We start from the raw sequence: 19,213 nt of genomic DNA, 5'->3' as shown, positions 1-19,213 counted from the left end.
ATGCATGCTTATTTTGTTACCGGTACCGACACCGAAGTGGGTAAAACCTTTGTGTCGTCTCTATTTTTACAGGCTGCGGCGCAATCCGGACTTTCCTCAGTGGGGTACAAGCCAGTCTCTGCCGGATGTGAAGTCACTGACGGCACGCTCAGCAACGAAGATGCAAGAGCTTTGCATGCAGCATCATCCTTGCCCGTATCACTTCAGGAAGTGAACCCGGTGACCCTTGAGCCTCCTGTTGCACCGCATATTGCTGCAGAGCAGGCAGGTTTAAAAATTGAAAAAGAAGATCTGATCAAAGGGTACGAACATCTGGCAGGGAAGCACCCTGACTTTATGCTCATGGAAGGTGCCGGTGGCTGGCGGTTACCGTTAGGTAATGACCTCTGGATGCCACAAATCGTTCAGGCACTTAAGTTGGATGTTATTGTGGTAGTGGGCATGCGGCTGGGATGTCTGAATCATGCCGTACTCACCTGTGAAGCCATTTTGAATGACGGCCTGAACATTAAAGGCTGGGTGGCGAATCAGTTGTCTGCTGATATGCCGGTATACGATGAAAATCTGGCGACACTTAAAGCCGTGTTGCCTGCTCCCATGCTGGCCGAAATTCCTTTCGGCGCAGATGAGAATACGGTAGCAGACCTGGTATCAACGGTGCAGAAACTGGCTTAAGTCATCACCGTCTTTAATGGCGGTTTTTTCTTTTCCTGAGAATACAAAACCGCCATATTCCCCTTTAAATGTCAGTTTACCTTTAGACAGCTCAAGCGCAGTGCCTTCACGTATTGCCAGTACCGCTGTATCCGGATTCAGCTTCGTGAATTCAGCAAGACGTTGATCGCGGGTTTCCCCGTTAAAACCCGGCGGGTGATAATCGGAATAGTGCGGATTCAACTGACAGGGAAGCAGTGCCAGCGCGTCAAACGACGGCGGCTCGATAATAGGCATGTCATTGGTGGTTCTGATGGTAGCACCGCAAATATTTGAACCGGCACTCCAGCCGATGTAGGGAACGCCTGATTCAATGGCCAGGCATATAGGCGCAATAAGCGAGTTTTTATACAGATTTGCCAGCAAATTAAAGGTATTACCACCGCCGGTTAATATTGCTTTGCCTGCCTGAATGGCTTCTGTTACTGCTTGTGCCGGATGCTCAAATGTATGTAACCCGGTAACACGGCATTCAGGTAAAGCAGCCTGTACTTTTGCCGTGTACTCGTCAAAAGATACTGTCACACCGGCGTAAGGAATAAACAGCACGTCCCGTTTGTCACCTAAATGAGAAAGGATCATGGGTTTGGCGTGGGCGAGATAGTCTTCGTCTCCCACACGGGAACTGCTGAGCATCAGCACATGAGCAGGCATGGTCACTCCGGAAATTGAATTTTTTGATTTTAAAAGATGATACGCGAACACGAACCCTGTGTTTAGTGTGGTGTACAAATAACTTTTTGGAAAGGGAGAGAGGAATAAAACCGGAACGGCGCGGTTACTTTTCATATTCTGTAACTGATTTCCCCTCAAACAGAACACAGTTTGAGGGGAAACGGTGGCATGGATGAGTGAAGGTTTACAACTGTATTACCACTCAGAATTGTCCCTGAGGCGGTCTCCGGCCAGGAGGCTCACCCATATTATCAGGCCGGCAGGCCAGTTCTTCTGATGAAGTGTCTTCGTCTGGTCCGGATGGCGGTGCCACACACTGGCCTGACACTGTCTCACCATCCCGGCCGCTCATGGAGCAACTGTCACCCTCTGATGAAGATGCACAGGCGTCAAATGCTTCCTGAGGGATTGAAGGCCTTTCTTCCCGTTCCGCTGCGCAGGCGGCAAGTGCACTGAACCCTGCTACAAAAATGACACAGCGCTTAATCGATTGTTTCTTTACCATAGTTTGTTCCGGTTGGGCTTAAGGTATTCTTAACTGACTACCGGAATGGTCTTTGTGTTCTTTTCTTTTCGATTTCTTTACGCTGTTCAACGGTATGTCAAATGTTAATTTGACGAAAAAGTACAATTGATTGCGGGAATAGTGACTAAACGCAGGTGTTAAATTCATTCACGATAGGTTAACAATTTAGCCCTTTGCCGGAAGAAGAAAATGAATACCACCAAAACTGATGTCGCTATTATCGGTGCAGGCCCGTCGGGACTGATGCTGGGCCACCTGCTCACTCAGGCAGGCATCAACTGTATCATCGTAGAACGTAAATCACCGGATTATGTGTTAAGCCGTATCCGCGCCGGAGTGCTTGAACAGTGCACCTTACAGGTAATGGAAAAGCTCGGTTTGGACAGCAGACTGAAAGCTGAAGGTTTACCTCACGACGGCGTTATTCTCGCTGATGGCGAAAGGGTCATTGAAATTGATGTGAAGGGTTTGACCGGCAGCCAGGTGGTTGTTTACGGCCAGACTGAAATTACCAAAGATCTCATGGACGCATCAGACAGTCGCGGTGTAATGCGGGTATACGATGCAGATGATGTTGCTCTGCATAATATTGAAACCGAAGCACCCTGCGTAACTTATACAAAAAACGGCGAACCTCATCGTATCGATTGTCGTTTTATCGCCGGTTGTGATGGCTTCCACGGGCCTTCCCGTAAAGCCATGCCGGGAAGCAACACGAACTACGTGGAAAAAGTCTATCCATTCGGCTGGCTGGGTGTGCTGGCAGATGTGCCGCCAGCCACACACGAAGTGGCTTACAGTAATCACGACCGCGGTTTTGCCTTATCTTCAATGCGGTCGCTTACCCGCAGCCGCTATTACATCCAGGTAGGGCTGGATGAAAAGGTGGAAGACTGGTCTGATGAACGGTTCTGGGATGAACTGGCTGTTCGTCTGGGTCCTGAGATCTCCTCAAAGCTGGTGACCGGACCTTCAATCGAAAAATCCATTGCACCACTGCGTTCATTTATTTTTGGCAGCATGCGTCACGGCAGCCTGTTCCTGGCGGGAGATTCTGCGCATATCGTGCCGCCCACCGGCGCGAAAGGGCTCAATCTGGCATCTTCGGATATCACCTACTTGTCGGCAGCAATAATCAGTTACTTCAAAGAAAAGCAATCTGATGGCATTAACCTTTACTCTGAAAAAGCGCTGAACCGCGTATGGAAGTCGTCACGTTTTTCATGGTATCTCACCACGCTGATGCACCGTTTCCCTGAAAGCGGAGAGTTTGATCGCAAAATGCAGGTGGCGGAACTGGAATACATTGCCGGCTCAAAAGCAGCACAGACCACTATTGCTGAAAACTACATAGGTCTGCCACTTTAACAGCGCTTTACATCATCGCCAGACGTTATGGAAATCCCGGCAAGCACGCCGGGATTTTTCTCTTATTAACGAACTACAGGCCCTGAGCAACCATCGCATCTGCCAGACGTCTGAATGCGGCGATATTCGCGCCCTTTGCATAATCAGTAAAACCGTCTTCACGGCCTTCTTTCACACATTGCTCATGAATGTGCTTCATGATTTTTTTCAGTTCTTTATCCAGTGTGTCATAACTGCTTCTGCGAAAACTGGCGTTCTGCATCATTTCCAGGCCTGACAATGCGACGCCGCCGGCGTTAGAAGCCTTACCCGGTACGAAAGGAATACGGTGTTCAGCAAACACTTTCTGTGCGTTAGCAGTGCACGGCATATTTGCACCTTCCAGCACATACTTCACGCCGTTCCGGCAAAGCATATCAGCGTCATCTTCATCCAGCTCATTTTGCGTCGCGCAGGGCAGGCAGATATCAGCGGAATGATGCCATGGCTTTTTGCCTTCGTGCCATTCTCCGCCACTCTTCTCCCTGATGGCTAAGAGGATGTTGTCATAGTTGTGCTTCTGCTCAATAGCAAACTGAATGTCCTGCTTTGACAAACCGTTCTCTTTTATCAGGCAACCACGGCTGTTCGACAGGCTTGTTACCACAGCGCCGGATTCACAGGCTTTCAGCGCAGCGTGCAGCGCAACATTGCCCGCGCCGCTGATACCGGTGCGTTTGCCTTCGAGGTTATCGTCATGAGCAGCCAATACTTCCTGCAACATGTAAATCAAGCCGAACCCGGTGGCTTCTGTGCGCACATGGCTGCCACCGAATGAGATGTCTTTTCCTGTCAGTGTGCCGCCAAATTGATTGTGGATACGGCGGTACTGGCCGTACATGAACCCGATTTCACGGCTGCTGACGTTTATATCGCCGGCGGGCACGTCGGTCTGCGGGCCGATATGACGCTGCAATTCAGCCATGAACGCCTGGCAAAAGCGCATGATTTCAGTGTCGCTTCTGCCTTTCGGATTGAAATCAGAGCCTCCCTTCGCGCCGCCCATGGGCAGGCCGGTTAATGCATTTTTGAAGGATTGTTCAAAGGCGAGGAATTTTAAAACAGACTCGTTGACGGTGGGGTGAAAGCGCAGGCCGCCTTTATATGGACCAATCAGGCCGTTGTGTTGTACGCGCCATCCACGGTGTATTTCGACCCCGCCGTCATCGTTCATCCACTGCACATTGAAGTGAATGATACGCTCGGGCACGCAGAGTCTTCTGACCACGTCATAGCGTTTGTAAGCTTCCGACGCGTTTGAGACTGGCATGACATGATCCACAATCTCCTCAACGGCCTGCAGGTATTCCTTTTGTTCGCCGTACAATTCTGTCAGCCATTTAAGCACGCTGTCACGATTTGATAGTTGACTCATAATGCATTCCGTTTCAATAAATTATTTGTATTGCTTACCTGTACGGCACTGATGTTGATCATTAATTCCTTATCATCTGAGGTTTACGGCTGTTCTGAACGGGATTGCATGGACCGTGGTTGAACCTTGGCGGTAGTGGCGCGTACCCAACAATACAACTGACTTTATTCACTGGATGACAGGAGACATTATGACCTCAACTGTACTGGTAACCGGCGGCAACCGCGGTATTGGCCTGGAAATCGTTCGTGGCTATGCGCAGGCGGGCTTCAAGGTGTTGCTTGGCTGCCGGGATGAAGAAGCCGGCGAAGAGATTAAGAAGGACATTGTCGGCAAAGACATTCAGATAATAGAAATTAACCTGTCCAATGAAGCGGCAGCTAAAGAAAATATTATGCGTGCTCAGGCCATTTATGGCGGTGTGGATGTGCTGGTAAATAACGCCGGTGTACTCCATGAAGAAGACTGGCAGGACGTGTCTTCTGATTCACTGAAAGAGGCAATGCAGGTGCATGTAAACGGTCCGCTGACATTGATTCAGCAAATTCTGCCCGGCATGTGTGAAAGGGGGTATGGTCGCATCGTCAATGTCTCATCGGGGTGGGGCGCTTTTTCAGAAGGGATGGAAGGGCCGCTGGCCTATGCCGTCAGTAAAGCCGCGCTGAATGCACTGACAAAACACCTTGCCGCACAGGTGGCCGGCGAGAAGAATATTAAAATTAATGCCATGTGTCCGGGCTGGGTACACACCCGCATGGGAGGACGTGATGCACCGCGAACACCACAGCAGGGGGCTGAAACCGCCGTCTGGCTGGGACAACTTGGTAAGGATGGTCCTTCCGGACAGTTTTTCAGAGATAAAAAAGCTACCGGCTGGTAAGCATACATTGTCCGGTTTTATACCGGAGGCGGGCTGTATGTGCGGCCTGCTTAAATCTTCGCTTACACCATCATTGTTAAGAATTCGTTTATGCACAGGCCAAATTATGGCAGTCTATGCGGCGAAATTGTGGAAAGGATTTTCCTTAGGGTAGTACAGCGGGTCTGAACCGGGCGCCGGTCATAACTGGTTGCTTGACAGATATACCGCAGAAAATAAGAAAATTGACATGTTTAAGTCGAAAAAGAAAACATCAGTGCTTTTTGTGTGTCTGGGCAATATTTGCCGTTCACCCACGGCTGAGGCCGTTTTTCGTCACAAAGCGAAAGCGGCAGGTTTAGACCTCAAAATTGATTCGGCCGGTACCCACGGTTATCACATCGGAAAGCAGCCGGATGGCCGTTCGGTATCAGTGGGTGTGCAGCGTGGCTATTCCTTTAAAGGTATTAAATGTCGCCGTGTAGAAGATAAAGATTTTACTGATTTTGATTACATCATGGCCATGGACACCAGTAACTATGAGAATCTGATGAAGGTGAGTCCTGAGGAAGAACAGCACCGTATTCATTATTTTCTCGACTTTGCCCCGGGCGATGAAAAGGAAGTGCCGGACCCGTATTACGGCGGGAAGCAGGGTTTTGAACTGGTGCTGGATTTAATCGAGCAGGCATCGGATGGTTTTATCCGTCATCTGAAGCAACAAAAGCCCGCCGGTTAGGTCATTGCGGGCTGTAACGCCCGCTAAAAATTTGCGTCGCCATCTCTGTTATAAGCCATCGCAAAAAACTCACCAAATTTCTGTGATGAAACCTCCGGCACCGGTTGAATTGTGGTAGACTCCCGCCAGGTGTTTCATATAAAGACGTAGCTGTCAGCCTTATTGGCCGCAGGATACGCGATAAAGTACATTCAGGTTCATCATTGCACTTCGCAACCTTTCTGCTGAACCCGTTACACAAATCAGACTACACCAACAGAGACATGCATGAACTGATGCCGTTGAAGCGGCACCGGTTGTATCGTCCGGGGACATCAATTTTTCTGTGCCATCGCTGCCAACAATGAGGAGAAAGCGTGAGTAACTGGCAACCTGACAGCTGGAGATCAAAACCGATCCTGCAGCAACCTGAATACGATAATCAGGAACAAGTCGCTTTTGTAGAGCAAACATTAAGCAAATATCCGCCACTGGTTTTTGCTGCTGAGACACGTGAGCTGCGCCGTCAGCTTGGTGAAGTGTGTCAGGGAAAAGGTTTTTTACTGCAGGGCGGTGACTGTGCCGAGTCTTTTGACGAGTTTAATGCGCCTAAGATCCGTGACACGTTTAAAGTCTTGCTTCAAATGGCAATCGTGATGACTTTTGCCGGCCGTTGTCCTGTCACTAAAGTTGCCCGCATGGCCGGTCAGTACGCCAAACCGCGCTCTTCTGACTACGAAACGATTAATGGTGTGACATTGCCCAGTTACCGTGGCGATATCATCAACAGCTTTGAGTTTACCGAAGAAGCCCGTCGCCCTGATCCGAACCGTCTGCTGGATGCTTATCATCGCAGTGCGGCTACGCTAAACCTGCTGCGCGCATTTGCTCAAGGCGGTCTGGCTGACTTAAACGAAGTTAACCGCTGGAATATGGCGTTTTTAGAGAATAACCCGCTGAAAGACCGTTATTCTGACATTGCCAGCCGTATTCAGGATTCTCTGGAATTTATGAAGGTGATTGGTCTGAATGCGCTGAACACGCCTTCATTGCATGAAACGAGCCTGTTTACATCGCATGAAGCGCTGTTACTTAACTACGAACAGTCTCTCACCCGTATCGACACGTTAACCGGTAAACCGTACAACTGTTCTGCCCACATGGTGTGGATTGGTGAGCGTACCCGTCAGCTTGATCATGCCCACGTTGAGTTTTTCCGTGGTATTCATAACCCTATCGGTGTGAAAGTTGGTCCGACGATGGATGAGGATGAGCTTATCAGACTGATTGACGTGCTGAACCCGGACAATGACCCGGGGCGTCTCACTTTCATTACCCGTATGGGCGCAGATAAGCTGGAAGCGAACCTGCCGCGCTTACTGCGTCGTGTTAAAGCTGAAGGCCGTAACGTGGTATGGAGTTCAGATCCGATGCACGGTAATACGTTCTCGGCATCAAGCGGTTATAAAACCCGTAACTTCGATGCGATTTTAAGCGAAATTCGTCAGTTCTTCGCAGCCCACGAAGCTGAAGGTACTCATGCCGGTGGTGTGCATTTGGAAATGACAGGTCAGCATGTTACCGAATGTACCGGTGGTGCTTATGAAATTTCAGATGAAGATCTGAAACAGGCATACAAAACCCAGTGTGATCCGCGTTTGAACGCCGATCAGGTACTGGAAATGGCGTTTCTGGTAGCAGACCATTTACGTAAAGGCGCATAAGCCTGTCTATTTCCCGCTGGCGGCAAAAGTCGCCAGCGCTACTTCTCTTTCCTGCTCTGTTAACACACCGGTAAAAATGGTGTTTCTTCGTAACGCATTCCAGCGTGGCTCATCGCTGAGTAACTGTGCTTTGAATGCTTCCGCGTCATGTTTTAATTCCAGCATGCTGTGCCATAAAAGATAACTGCCGTAACGCAGGAGCTTTTGCTGATAACGGGCTTCCAGCGTTTCTTCTGCCTGCGCGAGCAGCACCGGATTACTTATTACCTTGTCAGCAATTGCCCGGTGGATTTGCAGTATACGGTTGTCGATATCCGCATCCCGTTGTCTTCTTGACCTTGAATACATCTTGCTACTTCTTAAGTTTGCTGTATGGTTATACAGTGTTATTCTAACTCATTACGGAGAAAGTACAATGGAAGTGCAGGGCAAATTTGATGTGTCGTTACAGCCGGTTGAAGGCTTCATGACAGCGAAAGACGGGATGAATCCCGGTCGTATGACCATAGAAAAAACATTTCACGGTGCCCTCAGTGCCACAAGCAAGGGCGAAATGTTATCCCTGATGACAGCTGTTCCCGGCTCTGCAGGATATGTGGCAATAGAAATTGTGTCCGGAACCCTGAATGGGAAGTCAGGCTCATTTGCTTTGCAACATTTCGGTGTGATGGATAAGGGCAAAGACTCCCTTATTTTAAAAGTGGTGCCGGACTCCGGCACAGAAGCGTTATCTGGCCTTTCTGGTGATATGAAAATCATTCGGGAGGGTGGGGAGCATAGTTACGTATTCGACTATTCGTTGTAGACATTCCCGTGCGGGACTGCCGCTCTGCAATCATTTACAAAAGCGCAGGTACTCCCTACATATTCAGATATGGAAGTTTCTGATTATTTAAGCCGTTGTAACAGGCTGCATCAGCAGTTTCAATTGACGATAAGTTTGCTCTGTCATTAGCATGATTTTTTATGGTGGCTTTTAAATTTACCGGCGGAAGTGTTACATGCGCAGAGTGTTCTTTCAGTTGTCTTTACTTTGGGTAATCGGTTTCATCCAGAACGTGCAGGCTCAGGACATGCAGGGGTACTATAACGTCAGAGACTTCGGGGCCGTTGGCGACGGTATAAGCAGGGACACAGATGCGATTAATGCTGCCATCATCGCTGCCAGCAGGGATGGTGGGGGAACGGTGTATTTTCCGCCCGGCACTTACGCGAGCTTCAGCGTTGAGCTGAAAAGTCAGGTTGATATGCACCTTGCGAATGGCGCAACGCTGCTGGCTGCAACACCGCAGGATGAGAGCGAAGGATATCTGAAACCTGAGCCCAATATCTGGGGTGAAAAATATAAGTACCAGGATTTTGGTCACAGTCATTTCAGAAACAGCCTGCTCTGGGGCGAAAATATTCACGATGTCACCATTTCCGGCAGTGGACTGATCGACGGTAAGGGGCTGTGGAAAGGCTTATACCCGCCACTGGGGCCGGCACCTTCAGTTAATCCGGGTAACAAAGCCATTGCGATAAAGGGCGGCCGGAACATTACTTTCCGGGACTTCAGTATTTATCGCGGCGGGCACTTCGGGATCCTCGCCACCGCCATTAACAACCTGACCATCGATAATCTGCGCATCGATACCAACCGCGATGGCATTGATATAGACGTGTGTAAAAACGTGCGGATAAGCAACGTGGTGGTTAACAGCCCCAATGACGATGCTATCGTGTTGAAAAGTTCCTATGTGATGGGCAAAGCCATCGCTACCGAAAATGTGACCATCAGCAACAGTATTGTCAGTGGTTATGCCATGGGTACTATGCTTGATGGCACTTATCAGCCAATGGAGGGCGCTGCACCGGATGGAGACGGGGCAACGGGCAGGATAAAGCTGGGTACCGAGTCTAACGGTGGTTTCAAACGCATTGCTATCAGTAATGTGGTGTTTGATCACAGTCGCGGTCTGGCGCTGGAAACCGTAGACGGCGGCATTATTGAAGATGTCGTTGCATCCGGTCTGGTGATGAACCGGGTCAGTAATTCTCCCATTTTTATTTATAACGGTGCACGCATGCGCGGGCCGGAAAATACGCCGCCGGGTGCTATTCGTCGTGTGCTGATTAAAGATGTAACGGTAAGTCATTCTGACGGACGTTTTCCGGTGATCATCCAGGGGTTACCGGAATCGCCGGTGTCTCAGGTAACCCTGAAAGATATGTATCTGATCGCCGGCGGCGGACTGACGCGGGAAGATGTGCTCGCTCAGAAACCTGATCACATCAGCGCCTTTTTTGCCCTGAAAGAAGAGGAACCGCGACATTCGCCTTTTGATGTGCCGGAGCGTCGTGCAGCCTATCCTGAACCTGCAATGTTCGGGTTATTGCCTGCTTCCGGTTTGTACATGCGGTACGCACAGGACATAACGCTTGAAAATATCAACCTGCAGCTTGAAGCACCTGATACCCGTTCTGTGCTCGTCTTCGATAGTGTCAACGACATCACGCTGCGGAATATGTCATTGCCGGAGGGCGCGCAGAAAGGCCAGATCACTGTAATTAAAAGTCGTGATATCAGATTCTCTTCCCACGGGGAGAAAACAGAGACGCTTTCAGCAGACAAAGCAACCGGCTTCAGCGGTTTCTGAATTCAGCAGGTTCTGAATGACAGACTCCGTGACGCCGGTTTTGCAGTCAGTCCTCAAGCAAGGGCTCAGCGACAGCTTCCAGCCCGTTTAATTTGATCTCGTACATCAGGGCCAGTTGTTCGCCAAGCTTTCCCTGCGGGAAGCCTTGTTTGTGAAACCACACCAGATAAGGTTCCGGCAGATAGAACAGTTTTCTGCCGGCATATTTGCCGAAAGGCATCTGTGCGTTAACTGCAGTTTTTAAGAACGCCGGATCCATTAGTTTTCCTGTTTTTGTTGTAGAGTCCAAAGGCGTGCGTATTCGCCTTGCTGCATCAGCAATTCCTGATGGGTACCCTGTTCTGCCAGTTCGCCCTGTTTTAGTACAAGAATGTTACCTGCATCTGTGATAGTTGATAACCGGTGTGCAATCATAATCGTAGTGTGTCCGGAAGCAAGCTCAGACAGGGCCTCCATGATGGCACGCTCAGCACCGCTGTCCAGAGAGGAAGTGGCTTCATCGAAAAGCAGTACGGGCGGGTTTTTCAGCACTGCACGGGCGATGGCTACCCGTTGCTTCTCCCCGCCGGAGAGTTTTAATCCCCGCTCACCCACACGGGTTTCGCCCTTCTCAGGCAATTGAGCAATAAAACTGTCAAGATGGGCGGTACGAATGGTTTGTTCGATATCCGCCTCACTGGCATCCGGGTTACCGTAGCGGATATTTTCCAGCAACGTATCGTTAAACAACACGGTGTCCTGGGGGACAATGCCAAGCCTTTCTCTCAATGATTGCTGCGACACTTTCCGGATGTCCTGTCCGTCAATCAATATGCGCCCCGATCTAGTGTCGTAAAAGCGGAAAAGCAATTTGACAAGCGTCGATTTACCGGCGCCGCTGGCACCCACAATGGCCACCTTTTCACCTGGCTTGATGGTAAAACTGATATTTTTGAGGATAGGCCTGTCATCGCGGTAAGAAAAACTGACATTCTCAAAACAGATTTCGCCACGGGTGATGTTCAGTGGCGGTGCATTGTCTTCATCTTGCACTGAAGAACGGGTATCCAGCAGGGCGAACATATTGTCTATGTTTGCCATGGAACCACGGATCTCCCGGTAAACGAACCCTAAAAAGTTCAGGGGCATAAATATTTGCATGGTAAATGCGTTTATTAATACAAAATCACCGATGGTCATGTCGCCCCGTGCGACGCCGTAAGCGGCGTTTGCCAGCATGGCCGTCATTGCCACTGCGATGATGAACGCCTGACCGCCATTCAAAGCAAATAACGATAACCGGTTTTTACGTCTGGCCTGTTCCCAGTCAGCAAGGTTATTGTCGTAACGGCTGGCTTCATATGCCTCATTGCTGAAGTACTTCACTGTCTCAAAGTTCAGTAAGCTGTCTACCGCCCTTGAGTGGGTTGATGAATCTGCCTGGTTCATGGCATGAACAAAGCGCGTTCGCCAGTTTGTTGCTTTCATGGAATAAGCTACATACGCAATGACGGAGGCAAGGATAATAGTGGCAAAAGAAAGGCCATACTGAAAAAAGAGCAGGCCGGTTACAATCAGAATTTCCAGCAGGGTAGGGCCGATGTTGAATACCATAAACCGCATCAGAAAGCTGATACCGCTGGTACCACGCTCTATATCCCGCGACAAACCGCCGGTCTGACGGTTCAGATGGAAAGACAAATCAAGGTTATGCAAGTGTTTGAAAACCCGTAACCCCATACGTCGCATGGCCCTTTCAGTGACCCGTCCGAACAGCGTGTCTCTGACTTCACCGATGATCACGTTAAGCAATTTCAACGTACCGTATGCCACAATTAATGCCAGAGGCACGGCAACCAGACCGGTGGCCGCATCTTTTGTGTTCAGTGAATCGACTGTGTATTTAAGTACATAGGGCAGACCGATTGCTGCAAGCTTTGCCATGATCAGGCAGGCCAGCGCGAAGGCAACGCGGCTTTTAAACTCAAGTAAATAAGGCCAGAGCTGATTCAGCACGTGCCAGCGCACCGGTGTGTCCGGTGAAACATTAAATCGGGATGGTCTCATCGTGAAAATGTGGTGTACGACTGTATGTAAATAAGAGTACCGCAAAGCGTTGCGCGCTCAAAGTTTCACGTTAAACGCATTTTTTGTGTTCATGACGATATAGTTCTTTCGTGGTAAAGTGCTAATCTGAATTGTTTCTTTCATTTTCCTGTCTTTACAGGGCCAATGCTAAGCGGGAGTGTCTTTTTGTTACAGGACAACTTTGGTCGCCGGTTTCATTATCTGCGTTTATCCATTACAGAAGCATGCAATTTTAAGTGCCAGTATTGCCTGCCTGACGGATACCACGGGCCTTCTGACGACACATTTCTTACGCTGCCTGAGATAGATATGCTGGTACAGGCCTTTGCCGGTCTTGGCACATCTAAAATCCGGATCACCGGTGGTGAACCCAGCCTGAGGCGGGATTTTATCGACGTGATTGCACTGTGTAAGAACACTGACGGCATTAATAAAGTGGCGACCACCACCCACGGCGGACGCCTGGCCAGAGATGCACAAAAATGGCGTGATGCCGGTCTTGATCAGGTTAATGTGAGCATTGACAGTCTTGATCCCCGCCAGTTTGCCGACATTACCGGACAGAATAAATTAACTCAGGTGCTCGATGGTGTCAGTGCTGCGATTGATACTGGCATGACTGTGAAAGTGAATTCTGTTTACCTTAAACATTTTGCCGGTAAACAACTTCAGCAGTTTAAAGACTGGTTGAAAGACACGCCGATTACGTTACGTTTCATTGAGTTGATGGAAACCGGTGATCATCCTGAATTCTTTGCACAACAACACTTATCCGGCGGGCCGCTGAAGCAACAGCTGCTTAATGAAGGCTGGATGCCGGTATTGCGCAGCAAAGATGCCGGTCCTGCGCAGGAGTTTCATCATCCGGATTACGCAGGCCGCATTGGTCTCATCATGCCTTACAGCAAAGATTTCTGCGCCAGTTGTAATCGTCTGAGGGTGGCCGCAAACGGCAAGTTACACCTGTGTCTGTTCAGTGAGCACGGTATTGATATTCGCCCTTATCTGCAGCAGGGTGATGTGCAGGCATTAATGGCACACTTGCAGCAGTTGCTGACTCAGAAGCACGCGACGCATTATCTGCAGGATGGTAATACCGGAGCAACGTCACATCTTGCGATGTTGGGCGGCTGATTACCGGCCGCGGGTAGCAAATCATGCACATTCCTCATACAAAAAGATTGTCCTTTAATTTTGTCACCGCAGATGACGCAGAGTTTTTGTGGTCGGTGGATCAGGATGAAGCCGTGATGAAGTACATCAATGGCGGTAAAAAAACATCTATGGAGACGATTCGGGAACAGTTTATTCCGCGGATCCGGGCGTTTTCTGATGAACCGAAAGGGTGGGGGCTTTGGCGGGTGAGTGCTCTGGAGTCACCACAGGAAGATCTGGGTTGGATTCTGGTGCGGCCTTTCGGATTTTTCACCGGTGAAAGGGATGATAATAATCTGGAGCTGGGCTGGCGCTTTCACCGCAAAACCTGGGGAAAGGGGATTGCCACCGAGGCCGCAGCACAAGTCAAACAGGCGTTATATGTTAACGGGACAAACCAGTTTTCAGCCATTGCACTGCCGGATAACAAGGCATCAGTAAACGTAATGGAAAAACTGGGTATGACGTTTTCGCACCGTTATCTCTATTCTGATGCAGTGTTCAATGATGAAGTCGTGGTTTACCGGCAGACACTGTTACCAGCAAAACCGGTGTGCTGAGAAACCGTCAACTGATCAGGTGATTAAAGGCCGCTGAGACTACTTTTCACCCGGTGATAGCGGCGTTCCTGTTCATCTGTCAGAGTGGCCGACTCCAGCGTTTTCATGCAGTTGAAAATTAATTTTTTATTATCTTCTGTTTGCCTGGCAGGGTTATCCCTTAGCTCAGACGCGGTGGTTTGCAGCAGATTCAGCGCTATGGCCGGGTTCTTTGGCATAACCGTAAATGCCTGGCGGAAGGCAATAAGCGCATTGGCCACATCCCCTTCGCGGAAATAGTTTACAGCCGTGTTATTCAGCGCTTTCGGGCTTTCTGCAATCTCCCGCTTCTCCTGCTGTTGTTGCTTCAGGTAATGCATAAACAGCGCACTTTGACTTTCATCGGTAACACAACGGCGCTCAACTTCATCCAGAATCGCCAGCGCATGTTCCTGCAAGCCAACCTCATGAAAAGCTTTTGCTCTGTCCATCAGACCTTCAGTATTTTCATGGCTCATATCGGCATTTTGTAACTGACTCAACAGCATGCGGGCTTTATCGGTTTCATCTTCAAGATAATACAGCCTGGCATCAATGACCTTGAGTTCACTGTCGACCTCCGCTTTCGGAAACGCTTCTTTCATCTGACGGATAAAGTCCTGCGTTTGCCTGACAAGTTTTCCTGTCTCTGCTGCATCGGCGGTCATGGCAAAATCAATGCCGGCGCGGGCCACATTAAGGTAATTTTCAGGTTTGTCGTGAATAGAATTTTTAGCGTATTTTACCACCCGCCTTGCTGCGTCAAATTGCGCAGGGAAATCATGGGTGATCTTAGATAAATCCACGGCCTGTTTATGCCGGTGCACATTACGGGGAGAGATTGAGGATGCCAGAGTGACAGATTCCAGCGCATCATCGAACTCCTGTTGCTTTATCTGCAACGCCGCCAGTAAATCGTAGGCGCTGAGCATGGCATCCGGCTGAAATGCCAGCCTGAGGATAAGCTTTTCCGCTTCATCATCTTTATCCAGTTGCAGGTAGCAACGAACCAGTCCCAGTTTTGCCCAGGTAAAATCCTGCACATTGATGATGGCCTGATAAAAATCAGCGGCTTCTTCGAAGTGTTCGCATAAAAGCAGTAATTCACCCTTTGTTCGCAGGGCCAGCGGGAAAAATTCAGCGTTTTTGGGTTCTGTCAAAAAGCGCTCAAGTTCGTCAAGTGCCCCTTCGAAATCCCCCTTGTCCATTAACGCATAAACATCTTTGAGTGCTTGTTTGCGAACCAGTACGCGACTCAGGCGTTTATCCAGCTCTTTTACCGAGAACGGTTTGGCAAGAAATTCGTCAGGTTGCAGTTCAACGATTGAATGAACAATCTCAGCAGTAGTGTCTGAAGAAATAAAAACGAACGCAGTGGTCAGAGGCAGGATCTTGTGGGCTTTGAGTTGTTCGTAGAGAAAATAACCTTCTTTTTCTTCCCGCAGATCATACGCGCACACCACAAGTTCAAAGGTTTCTTCTTTTATCAGGCGCAGGGCTTCGTCAGCTTTATCAATATAACTGATTTGCTGGAACCCGAGTTCTTCCATTGTGTATTTCAAATATCCCTTCGCCAGGATCTGATCATCTACAATCAGAACACGAATAGCGCGGGCAAGCTTGATATTCATCGTGCGTGTTACTACCTGTCCATAGCAATACATTGTGCTGTTTTTGTATCGGCAGCATCCTGCAAAACTATTAGGAAAATCAACTGCAATAGTTAATCAGCACCTTAGCACGGTTTGAAATACAAAGAGAATGGGAAAGTTAACAGGGAAGTGATGGACGCTTGCTGAGCATTTTTCTCAAAAGCAGGCAACGAAGTTGTTGAACCAGTGAACGGACACGTTACTTGATATATAAATGAAACAAGGAATCTGAAAAGAAAGTGGTGGACGCTACTGGACTTGAACCAGTGACCCTCGCCTTGTAAGGGCGATGCTCTCCCAACTGAGCTAAGCGTCCGAATTTTTTTCTGCAACAAATTTTTAAAAGGGAACTGGTGGACGTCTACTCGAAGCTCTTATTAAAAGAATGCAACGAAGTTGTTGAGCCAGTGACCCTCGCCGTACCAAATCCAAAGAAAATTGGTGGACGCTACTGGACTTGAACCAGTGACCCTCGCCTTGTAAGGGCGATGCTCTCCCAACTGAGCTAAGCGTCCGGTAATTTGTTGCTAAAAGAAAGAAACTGCTCACAGTGATAGTGAGAAAGTGGTGGACGCTACTGGACTTGAACCAGTGACCCTCGCCTTGTAAGGGCGATGCTCTCCCAACTGAGCTAAGCGTCCTCTTTCTTTTCAAACAGCCCACCGCTCAAGGAGAAGTGGTGGACGCTACTGGACTTGAACCAGTGACCCTCGCCTTGTAAGGGCGATGCTCTCCCAACTGAGCTAAGCGTCCGCTGTTTGTTACCTGTCCGTGCTGGACAAGTGGGGCGGTATTATAGGGTTGCATTCGATGGTGTCAACAACAAAATTACGGAAAAATGACTGCCTGATTGAATTCCGATCAATTCGCAGGGTGCTGATGTTTCTGTGTCCGGTGGGTGGCGGAATTTTAAGCATAATATGAAAATTCCGTCCATTATTTCGCAGTTAACCGCTGATATTAAATAATGGCACGATAGCTGGCTTTTGCCACGCCGGATTGGCTGGTAGAATGCACGCAATTTTTACTTCCATTTAAAGATAGAGAAACTACATGTCTGTCGTAACGCGATTTGCTCCCAGCCCTACAGGCTATCTTCACGTTGGTGGTGCCCGTACTGCACTTTATTCCTGGTTATATGCAAAAGCCAAAGGTGGCGAATTTGTTCTTCGTATAGAAGATACCGATCTGGAACGTTCAACAGAAGAAGCCAAGCAAGCCATTCTTGATGGTATGCAATGGCTGGGTCTGACCTGGGATAAAGGTCCGTATTATCAGACACAACGTTTTGACCGTTATAAAGAACTGATTCAGCAAATGTTGGATGAAGGTAAAGCGTATAAGTGCTTCATGAGTTCAGAAGAACTGGACGCCATTCGTGAAAAGCAAAAAGAAAACGGCGAGAAGCCCCGTTATCCCGGTACATGGCGTGACCGTACTGATCACCCGGAAGGTCAGCCTTTTGTTATCCGTTTCAAAAACCCGCTGGAAGGCACGGTAGTCATTAACGACCATATCCGTGGCAAAATCGAAATCAGTAATAAAGAGCTGGATGATCTGATCATTCAACGTTCTGACGGTTCGCCTACTTATAACTTCTGTGTTGTAGTGGATGACTGGGATATGGGTATTACTCACGTAGTGCGTGGCGAAGACCACATTAATAACACGCCACGCCAGATTAATATCCTGGAAGCATTGGGTGCGCCGGTGCCTGAATACGCTCACGTATCTATGATTCTTGGTGATGATGGCAAGAAGCTGTCTAAGCGTCACGGTGCCGTGAGTGTAATGCAGTATCGTGATGATGGTTATCTGCCGCAGGCGGTACTTAACTATCTGGTTCGTCTGGGTTGGTCCCACGGGGATCAGGAAATCTTCTCACTGAAAGAAATGATTGAATATTTCGATCTGGACGCCATTGGTCAGTCTGCTTCTGCTTTTAATACTGAAAAACTGGTATGGCTGAATCAACACTACATGAAAACTCTGCCAGCCAGTGAGGTTGCGTCACGTCTGAAATGGCATTTTGATGAGATGAATATCGATTTGGCTGCCGGACCGGCATTGGAATCGGTGATTGCCATTCAGGCTGATCGTGTCAAAACACTTAAAGAGCTGGCGGAAATCAGTACATACTTCTATGTGGATTTTGAAGACTTCGATGCAAATGCTGCGAAAAAGCATCTGCGACCTGTTGCCAAAGAGCCTCTCGAGGTGGTTAAAGAGAAACTGCTGGCTATTGAAGAATGGGATCCGGAAAATATCGGTGCTGCTATTAATGCGGCGGCAGAATCGCTGGGTGTGGGAATGGGTAAAGTCGGTATGCCTTTACGTGTTGCAGCAACCGGAAGTGGTAACTCTCCGTCGCTGGATGTAACGTTGAATTTGCTCTCAAAAGCCAAAATTGAAGAGAGAATAAACAAAGCGCTTACTTTTATAGCAAACAGGGAAAATTCCTAAAAAAACCGTTGACAGGGCAGTGGGGTATGCCTAGAATGCGCCCCGCTGTCACGGAACAGTCACACGAAATACAGTGACCATTCCAAGTACGGGGCCATAGCTCAGCTGGGAGAGCGCCTGCATGGCATGCAGGAGGTCGGCGGTTCGATCCCGCCTGGCTCCACCAAATTCTTAAAGAATTTACAGTAGTCGGAAATGTATTTTCCGGTAAGTTCTTAGGTAAGGCAATAAGGTCGCTCATCTCGCGGGCTCGATTCGCCTTACTGAAAATCTCGAAAGCTTGCTTTCGAAACAGATTTTCAGTCCCCTTCGTCTAGAGGCCTAGGACACCGCCCTTTCACGGCGGTAACAGGGGTTCGAATCCCCTAGGGGACGCCATTTGTATCGCGTCACAGTCGGTTAATACTGTGAAATAGGCCGGAGTTGTTGTTTGTAGCTTGTATCAGTGAGTTACATTTAAACATCTTCAGGACTTGAAAGTCAGTAAGAGGAATAAGGTCGCTCATCTCGCGGGCTCGATTCGCCTTACTGAAAATCTCGAAAGCTTGCTTTCGAACCTAGGATAAGGTCGCTCTCACGATAAATCGTGAATCGCCTTACAGAAATTTAGCGAAGCATGCTTCGCAAGACAAAATTTCTGTCCCCTTCGTCTAGAGGCCTA

17 protein-coding genes and 6 tRNA genes are annotated in these 19,213 nt (G+C 48.8%); 12 read left to right on the top strand and 11 right to left on the bottom strand.

The genetic code is table 11. The features are described 5' to 3' along the window. A complete protein-coding gene (gene bioD, locus ACXAH4_RS14910; RefSeq protein WP_474882454.1) occupies positions 1–675 on the top strand; it encodes a dethiobiotin synthase in 675 nt (224 codons plus the stop codon). Here bioD and pepE read toward each other — a convergent pair. Then, complete coding sequence (pepE, locus tag ACXAH4_RS14905; RefSeq protein WP_474882453.1) at positions 652–1,368, bottom strand: dipeptidase PepE; 717 nt, start codon at positions 1,366–1,368, stop codon at positions 652–654. The two genes, bioD and pepE, sit on opposite strands and share 24 nt — an antisense overlap. Before the next feature lie 223 nt (positions 1,369–1,591). Further along, positions 1,592–1,894, bottom strand: coding sequence for a hypothetical protein (locus tag ACXAH4_RS14900; protein WP_474844828.1), 303 nt, complete (start codon positions 1,892–1,894; stop codon positions 1,592–1,594). Between the two features lie 210 nt (positions 1,895–2,104). On the opposite strand from ACXAH4_RS14900, the gene pobA reads away from it, so the two are divergent. Next, positions 2,105–3,283, top strand: coding sequence for a 4-hydroxybenzoate 3-monooxygenase (gene pobA / locus ACXAH4_RS14895; RefSeq protein ID WP_474844829.1), 1,179 nt, complete (start codon positions 2,105–2,107; stop codon positions 3,281–3,283). 73 nt (positions 3,284–3,356) lie between these two features. Here the strand turns inward: pobA and gdhA are convergent, their stop codons facing one another. Further along, positions 3,357–4,697 carry an NADP-specific glutamate dehydrogenase gene (gdhA, locus tag ACXAH4_RS14890; RefSeq protein ID WP_474844830.1) on the bottom strand — a complete coding sequence of 447 codons (1,341 nt, stop codon included), beginning with the start codon at positions 4,695–4,697 and terminating at the stop codon, positions 3,357–3,359. Between the two features lie 190 nt (positions 4,698–4,887). Between gdhA and ACXAH4_RS14885 the strand changes: the two genes are divergently transcribed. From ACXAH4_RS14885 to ACXAH4_RS14875, 3 genes are all read left to right on the top strand, one after another. Then, positions 4,888–5,577, top strand: a complete 690-nt coding sequence (locus ACXAH4_RS14885; protein ID WP_474844831.1) for an SDR family NAD(P)-dependent oxidoreductase — start codon at positions 4,888–4,890, stop codon at positions 5,575–5,577. A gap of 229 nt (positions 5,578–5,806) precedes the next feature. Beyond that, the gene (locus tag ACXAH4_RS14880; protein ID WP_349585535.1) at positions 5,807–6,295 is read left to right on the top strand and encodes a low molecular weight protein-tyrosine-phosphatase; all 489 of its coding nucleotides are present in this window, start codon (positions 5,807–5,809) and stop codon (positions 6,293–6,295) included. Between the two features lie 356 nt (positions 6,296–6,651). Beyond that, positions 6,652–7,998, top strand: coding sequence for a class II 3-deoxy-7-phosphoheptulonate synthase (locus ACXAH4_RS14875; protein WP_303574946.1), 1,347 nt, complete (start codon positions 6,652–6,654; stop codon positions 7,996–7,998). A 6-nt stretch (positions 7,999–8,004) separates the two neighbouring features. On the opposite strand, the gene ACXAH4_RS14870 is transcribed toward ACXAH4_RS14875, so the two are convergent. After that, positions 8,005–8,346 carry a hypothetical protein gene (locus tag ACXAH4_RS14870; protein WP_474844832.1) on the bottom strand — a complete coding sequence of 114 codons (342 nt, stop codon included), beginning with the start codon at positions 8,344–8,346 and terminating at the stop codon, positions 8,005–8,007. Between the two features lie 67 nt (positions 8,347–8,413). On the opposite strand from ACXAH4_RS14870, the gene ACXAH4_RS14865 reads away from it, so the two are divergent. Both ACXAH4_RS14865 and ACXAH4_RS14860 read left to right on the top strand, forming a co-directional pair. Further along, the gene (locus tag ACXAH4_RS14865) at positions 8,414–8,803 is read left to right on the top strand and encodes a DUF3224 domain-containing protein (protein WP_303574944.1); all 390 of its coding nucleotides are present in this window, start codon (positions 8,414–8,416) and stop codon (positions 8,801–8,803) included. A gap of 196 nt (positions 8,804–8,999) precedes the next feature. Further along, complete coding sequence (locus ACXAH4_RS14860) at positions 9,000–10,637, top strand: rhamnogalacturonidase (protein WP_474882452.1); 1,638 nt, start codon at positions 9,000–9,002, stop codon at positions 10,635–10,637. 46 nt (positions 10,638–10,683) lie between these two features. On the opposite strand, the gene ACXAH4_RS14855 is transcribed toward ACXAH4_RS14860, so the two are convergent. Then, positions 10,684–10,896 (bottom strand): DUF3820 family protein, encoded by a 213-nt coding sequence (locus tag ACXAH4_RS14855; protein WP_119500860.1) that lies wholly within the window; start codon positions 10,894–10,896, stop codon positions 10,684–10,686. Beyond that, entirely contained in the window at positions 10,896–12,683 is a 1,788-nt protein-coding gene (locus tag ACXAH4_RS14850) for an ABCB family ABC transporter ATP-binding protein/permease (protein ID WP_474882450.1), read from the bottom strand. The genes ACXAH4_RS14855 and ACXAH4_RS14850 overlap by 1 nt, the downstream gene beginning before the upstream one ends. Positions 12,684–12,869: 186 nt before the next feature. Between ACXAH4_RS14850 and moaA the strand changes: the two genes are divergently transcribed. Continuing rightward, positions 12,870–13,838, top strand: coding sequence for a GTP 3',8-cyclase MoaA (moaA, locus tag ACXAH4_RS14845; protein WP_474882448.1), 969 nt, complete (start codon positions 12,870–12,872; stop codon positions 13,836–13,838). A gap of 23 nt (positions 13,839–13,861) precedes the next feature. Continuing rightward, positions 13,862–14,419 (top strand): GNAT family N-acetyltransferase, encoded by a 558-nt coding sequence (locus ACXAH4_RS14840; RefSeq protein ID WP_474882447.1) that lies wholly within the window; start codon positions 13,862–13,864, stop codon positions 14,417–14,419. Between the two features lie 23 nt (positions 14,420–14,442). Here the strand turns inward: ACXAH4_RS14840 and ACXAH4_RS14835 are convergent, their stop codons facing one another. From ACXAH4_RS14835 to ACXAH4_RS14815, 5 genes are all read right to left on the bottom strand, one after another. After that, positions 14,443–16,068: a response regulator gene (locus ACXAH4_RS14835; RefSeq protein ID WP_474851154.1), complete on the bottom strand. Its 1,626-nt coding sequence runs from the start codon at positions 16,066–16,068 to the stop codon at positions 14,443–14,445. Positions 16,069–16,329: 261 nt separating this feature from the next. Further along, positions 16,330–16,405, bottom strand: a tRNA-Val gene (locus ACXAH4_RS14830). 123 nt (positions 16,406–16,528) lie between these two features. Next, positions 16,529–16,604 (bottom strand) — tRNA-Val (locus tag ACXAH4_RS14825). A 50-nt stretch (positions 16,605–16,654) separates the two neighbouring features. Beyond that, positions 16,655–16,730, bottom strand: a tRNA-Val gene (locus tag ACXAH4_RS14820). A gap of 36 nt (positions 16,731–16,766) precedes the next feature. Beyond that, positions 16,767–16,842, bottom strand: a tRNA-Val gene (locus tag ACXAH4_RS14815). A gap of 300 nt (positions 16,843–17,142) precedes the next feature. Between ACXAH4_RS14815 and gltX the strand changes: the two genes are divergently transcribed. The 3 genes from gltX to ACXAH4_RS14800 all read left to right on the top strand — a co-directional run bounded on the left by gltX (position 17,143) and on the right by ACXAH4_RS14800 (position 18,930). Beyond that, positions 17,143–18,552 carry a glutamate--tRNA ligase gene (gene gltX, locus ACXAH4_RS14810; protein WP_474882445.1) on the top strand — a complete coding sequence of 470 codons (1,410 nt, stop codon included), beginning with the start codon at positions 17,143–17,145 and terminating at the stop codon, positions 18,550–18,552. A gap of 90 nt (positions 18,553–18,642) precedes the next feature. Beyond that, positions 18,643–18,718: transfer RNA gene (locus ACXAH4_RS14805), tRNA-Ala, on the top strand. Positions 18,719–18,854: 136 nt separating this feature from the next. After that, positions 18,855–18,930: transfer RNA gene (locus ACXAH4_RS14800), tRNA-Glu, on the top strand. Positions 18,931–19,213 lie beyond the last annotated feature (283 nt).

The organism is Alteromonas sp. ABV2_168 (assembly GCF_056161165.1).
The sequence above is the reverse complement of the archived record's forward strand: the minus strand, read 5'-3'. Positions and strand labels throughout refer to the sequence as shown.

What these genes read in the sequence shown, in the direction of transcription:
- pobA (WP_474844829.1), top strand. Translation starts at nt 2,105, where the DNA reads ATGAATACCACCAAAACTGATGTCGCTATTATCGGTGCAGGCCCGTCG.
- ACXAH4_RS14855 (WP_119500860.1), bottom strand. Translation starts at nt 10,896, where the DNA reads ATGGATCCGGCGTTCTTAAAAACTGCAGTTAACGCACAGATGCCTTTC.
- bioD (WP_474882454.1), top strand. Translation starts at nt 1, where the DNA reads ATGCATGCTTATTTTGTTACCGGTACCGACACCGAAGTGGGTAAAACC.
- ACXAH4_RS14900 (WP_474844828.1), bottom strand. Translation starts at nt 1,894, where the DNA reads ATGGTAAAGAAACAATCGATTAAGCGCTGTGTCATTTTTGTAGCAGGG.
- ACXAH4_RS14865 (WP_303574944.1), top strand. Translation starts at nt 8,414, where the DNA reads ATGGAAGTGCAGGGCAAATTTGATGTGTCGTTACAGCCGGTTGAAGGC.
- ACXAH4_RS14885 (WP_474844831.1), top strand. Translation starts at nt 4,888, where the DNA reads ATGACCTCAACTGTACTGGTAACCGGCGGCAACCGCGGTATTGGCCTG.
- gltX (WP_474882445.1), top strand. Translation starts at nt 17,143, where the DNA reads ATGTCTGTCGTAACGCGATTTGCTCCCAGCCCTACAGGCTATCTTCAC.
- ACXAH4_RS14835 (WP_474851154.1), bottom strand. Translation starts at nt 16,068, where the DNA reads ATGAATATCAAGCTTGCCCGCGCTATTCGTGTTCTGATTGTAGATGAT.
- ACXAH4_RS14860 (WP_474882452.1), top strand. Translation starts at nt 9,000, where the DNA reads ATGCGCAGAGTGTTCTTTCAGTTGTCTTTACTTTGGGTAATCGGTTTC.
- gdhA (WP_474844830.1), bottom strand. Translation starts at nt 4,697, where the DNA reads ATGAGTCAACTATCAAATCGTGACAGCGTGCTTAAATGGCTGACAGAA.
- ACXAH4_RS14850 (WP_474882450.1), bottom strand. Translation starts at nt 12,683, where the DNA reads ATGAGACCATCCCGATTTAATGTTTCACCGGACACACCGGTGCGCTGG.
- pepE (WP_474882453.1), bottom strand. Translation starts at nt 1,368, where the DNA reads ATGCCTGCTCATGTGCTGATGCTCAGCAGTTCCCGTGTGGGAGACGAA.
- ACXAH4_RS14870 (WP_474844832.1), bottom strand. Translation starts at nt 8,346, where the DNA reads ATGTATTCAAGGTCAAGAAGACAACGGGATGCGGATATCGACAACCGT.
- ACXAH4_RS14880 (WP_349585535.1), top strand. Translation starts at nt 5,807, where the DNA reads ATGTTTAAGTCGAAAAAGAAAACATCAGTGCTTTTTGTGTGTCTGGGC.
- ACXAH4_RS14840 (WP_474882447.1), top strand. Translation starts at nt 13,862, where the DNA reads ATGCACATTCCTCATACAAAAAGATTGTCCTTTAATTTTGTCACCGCA.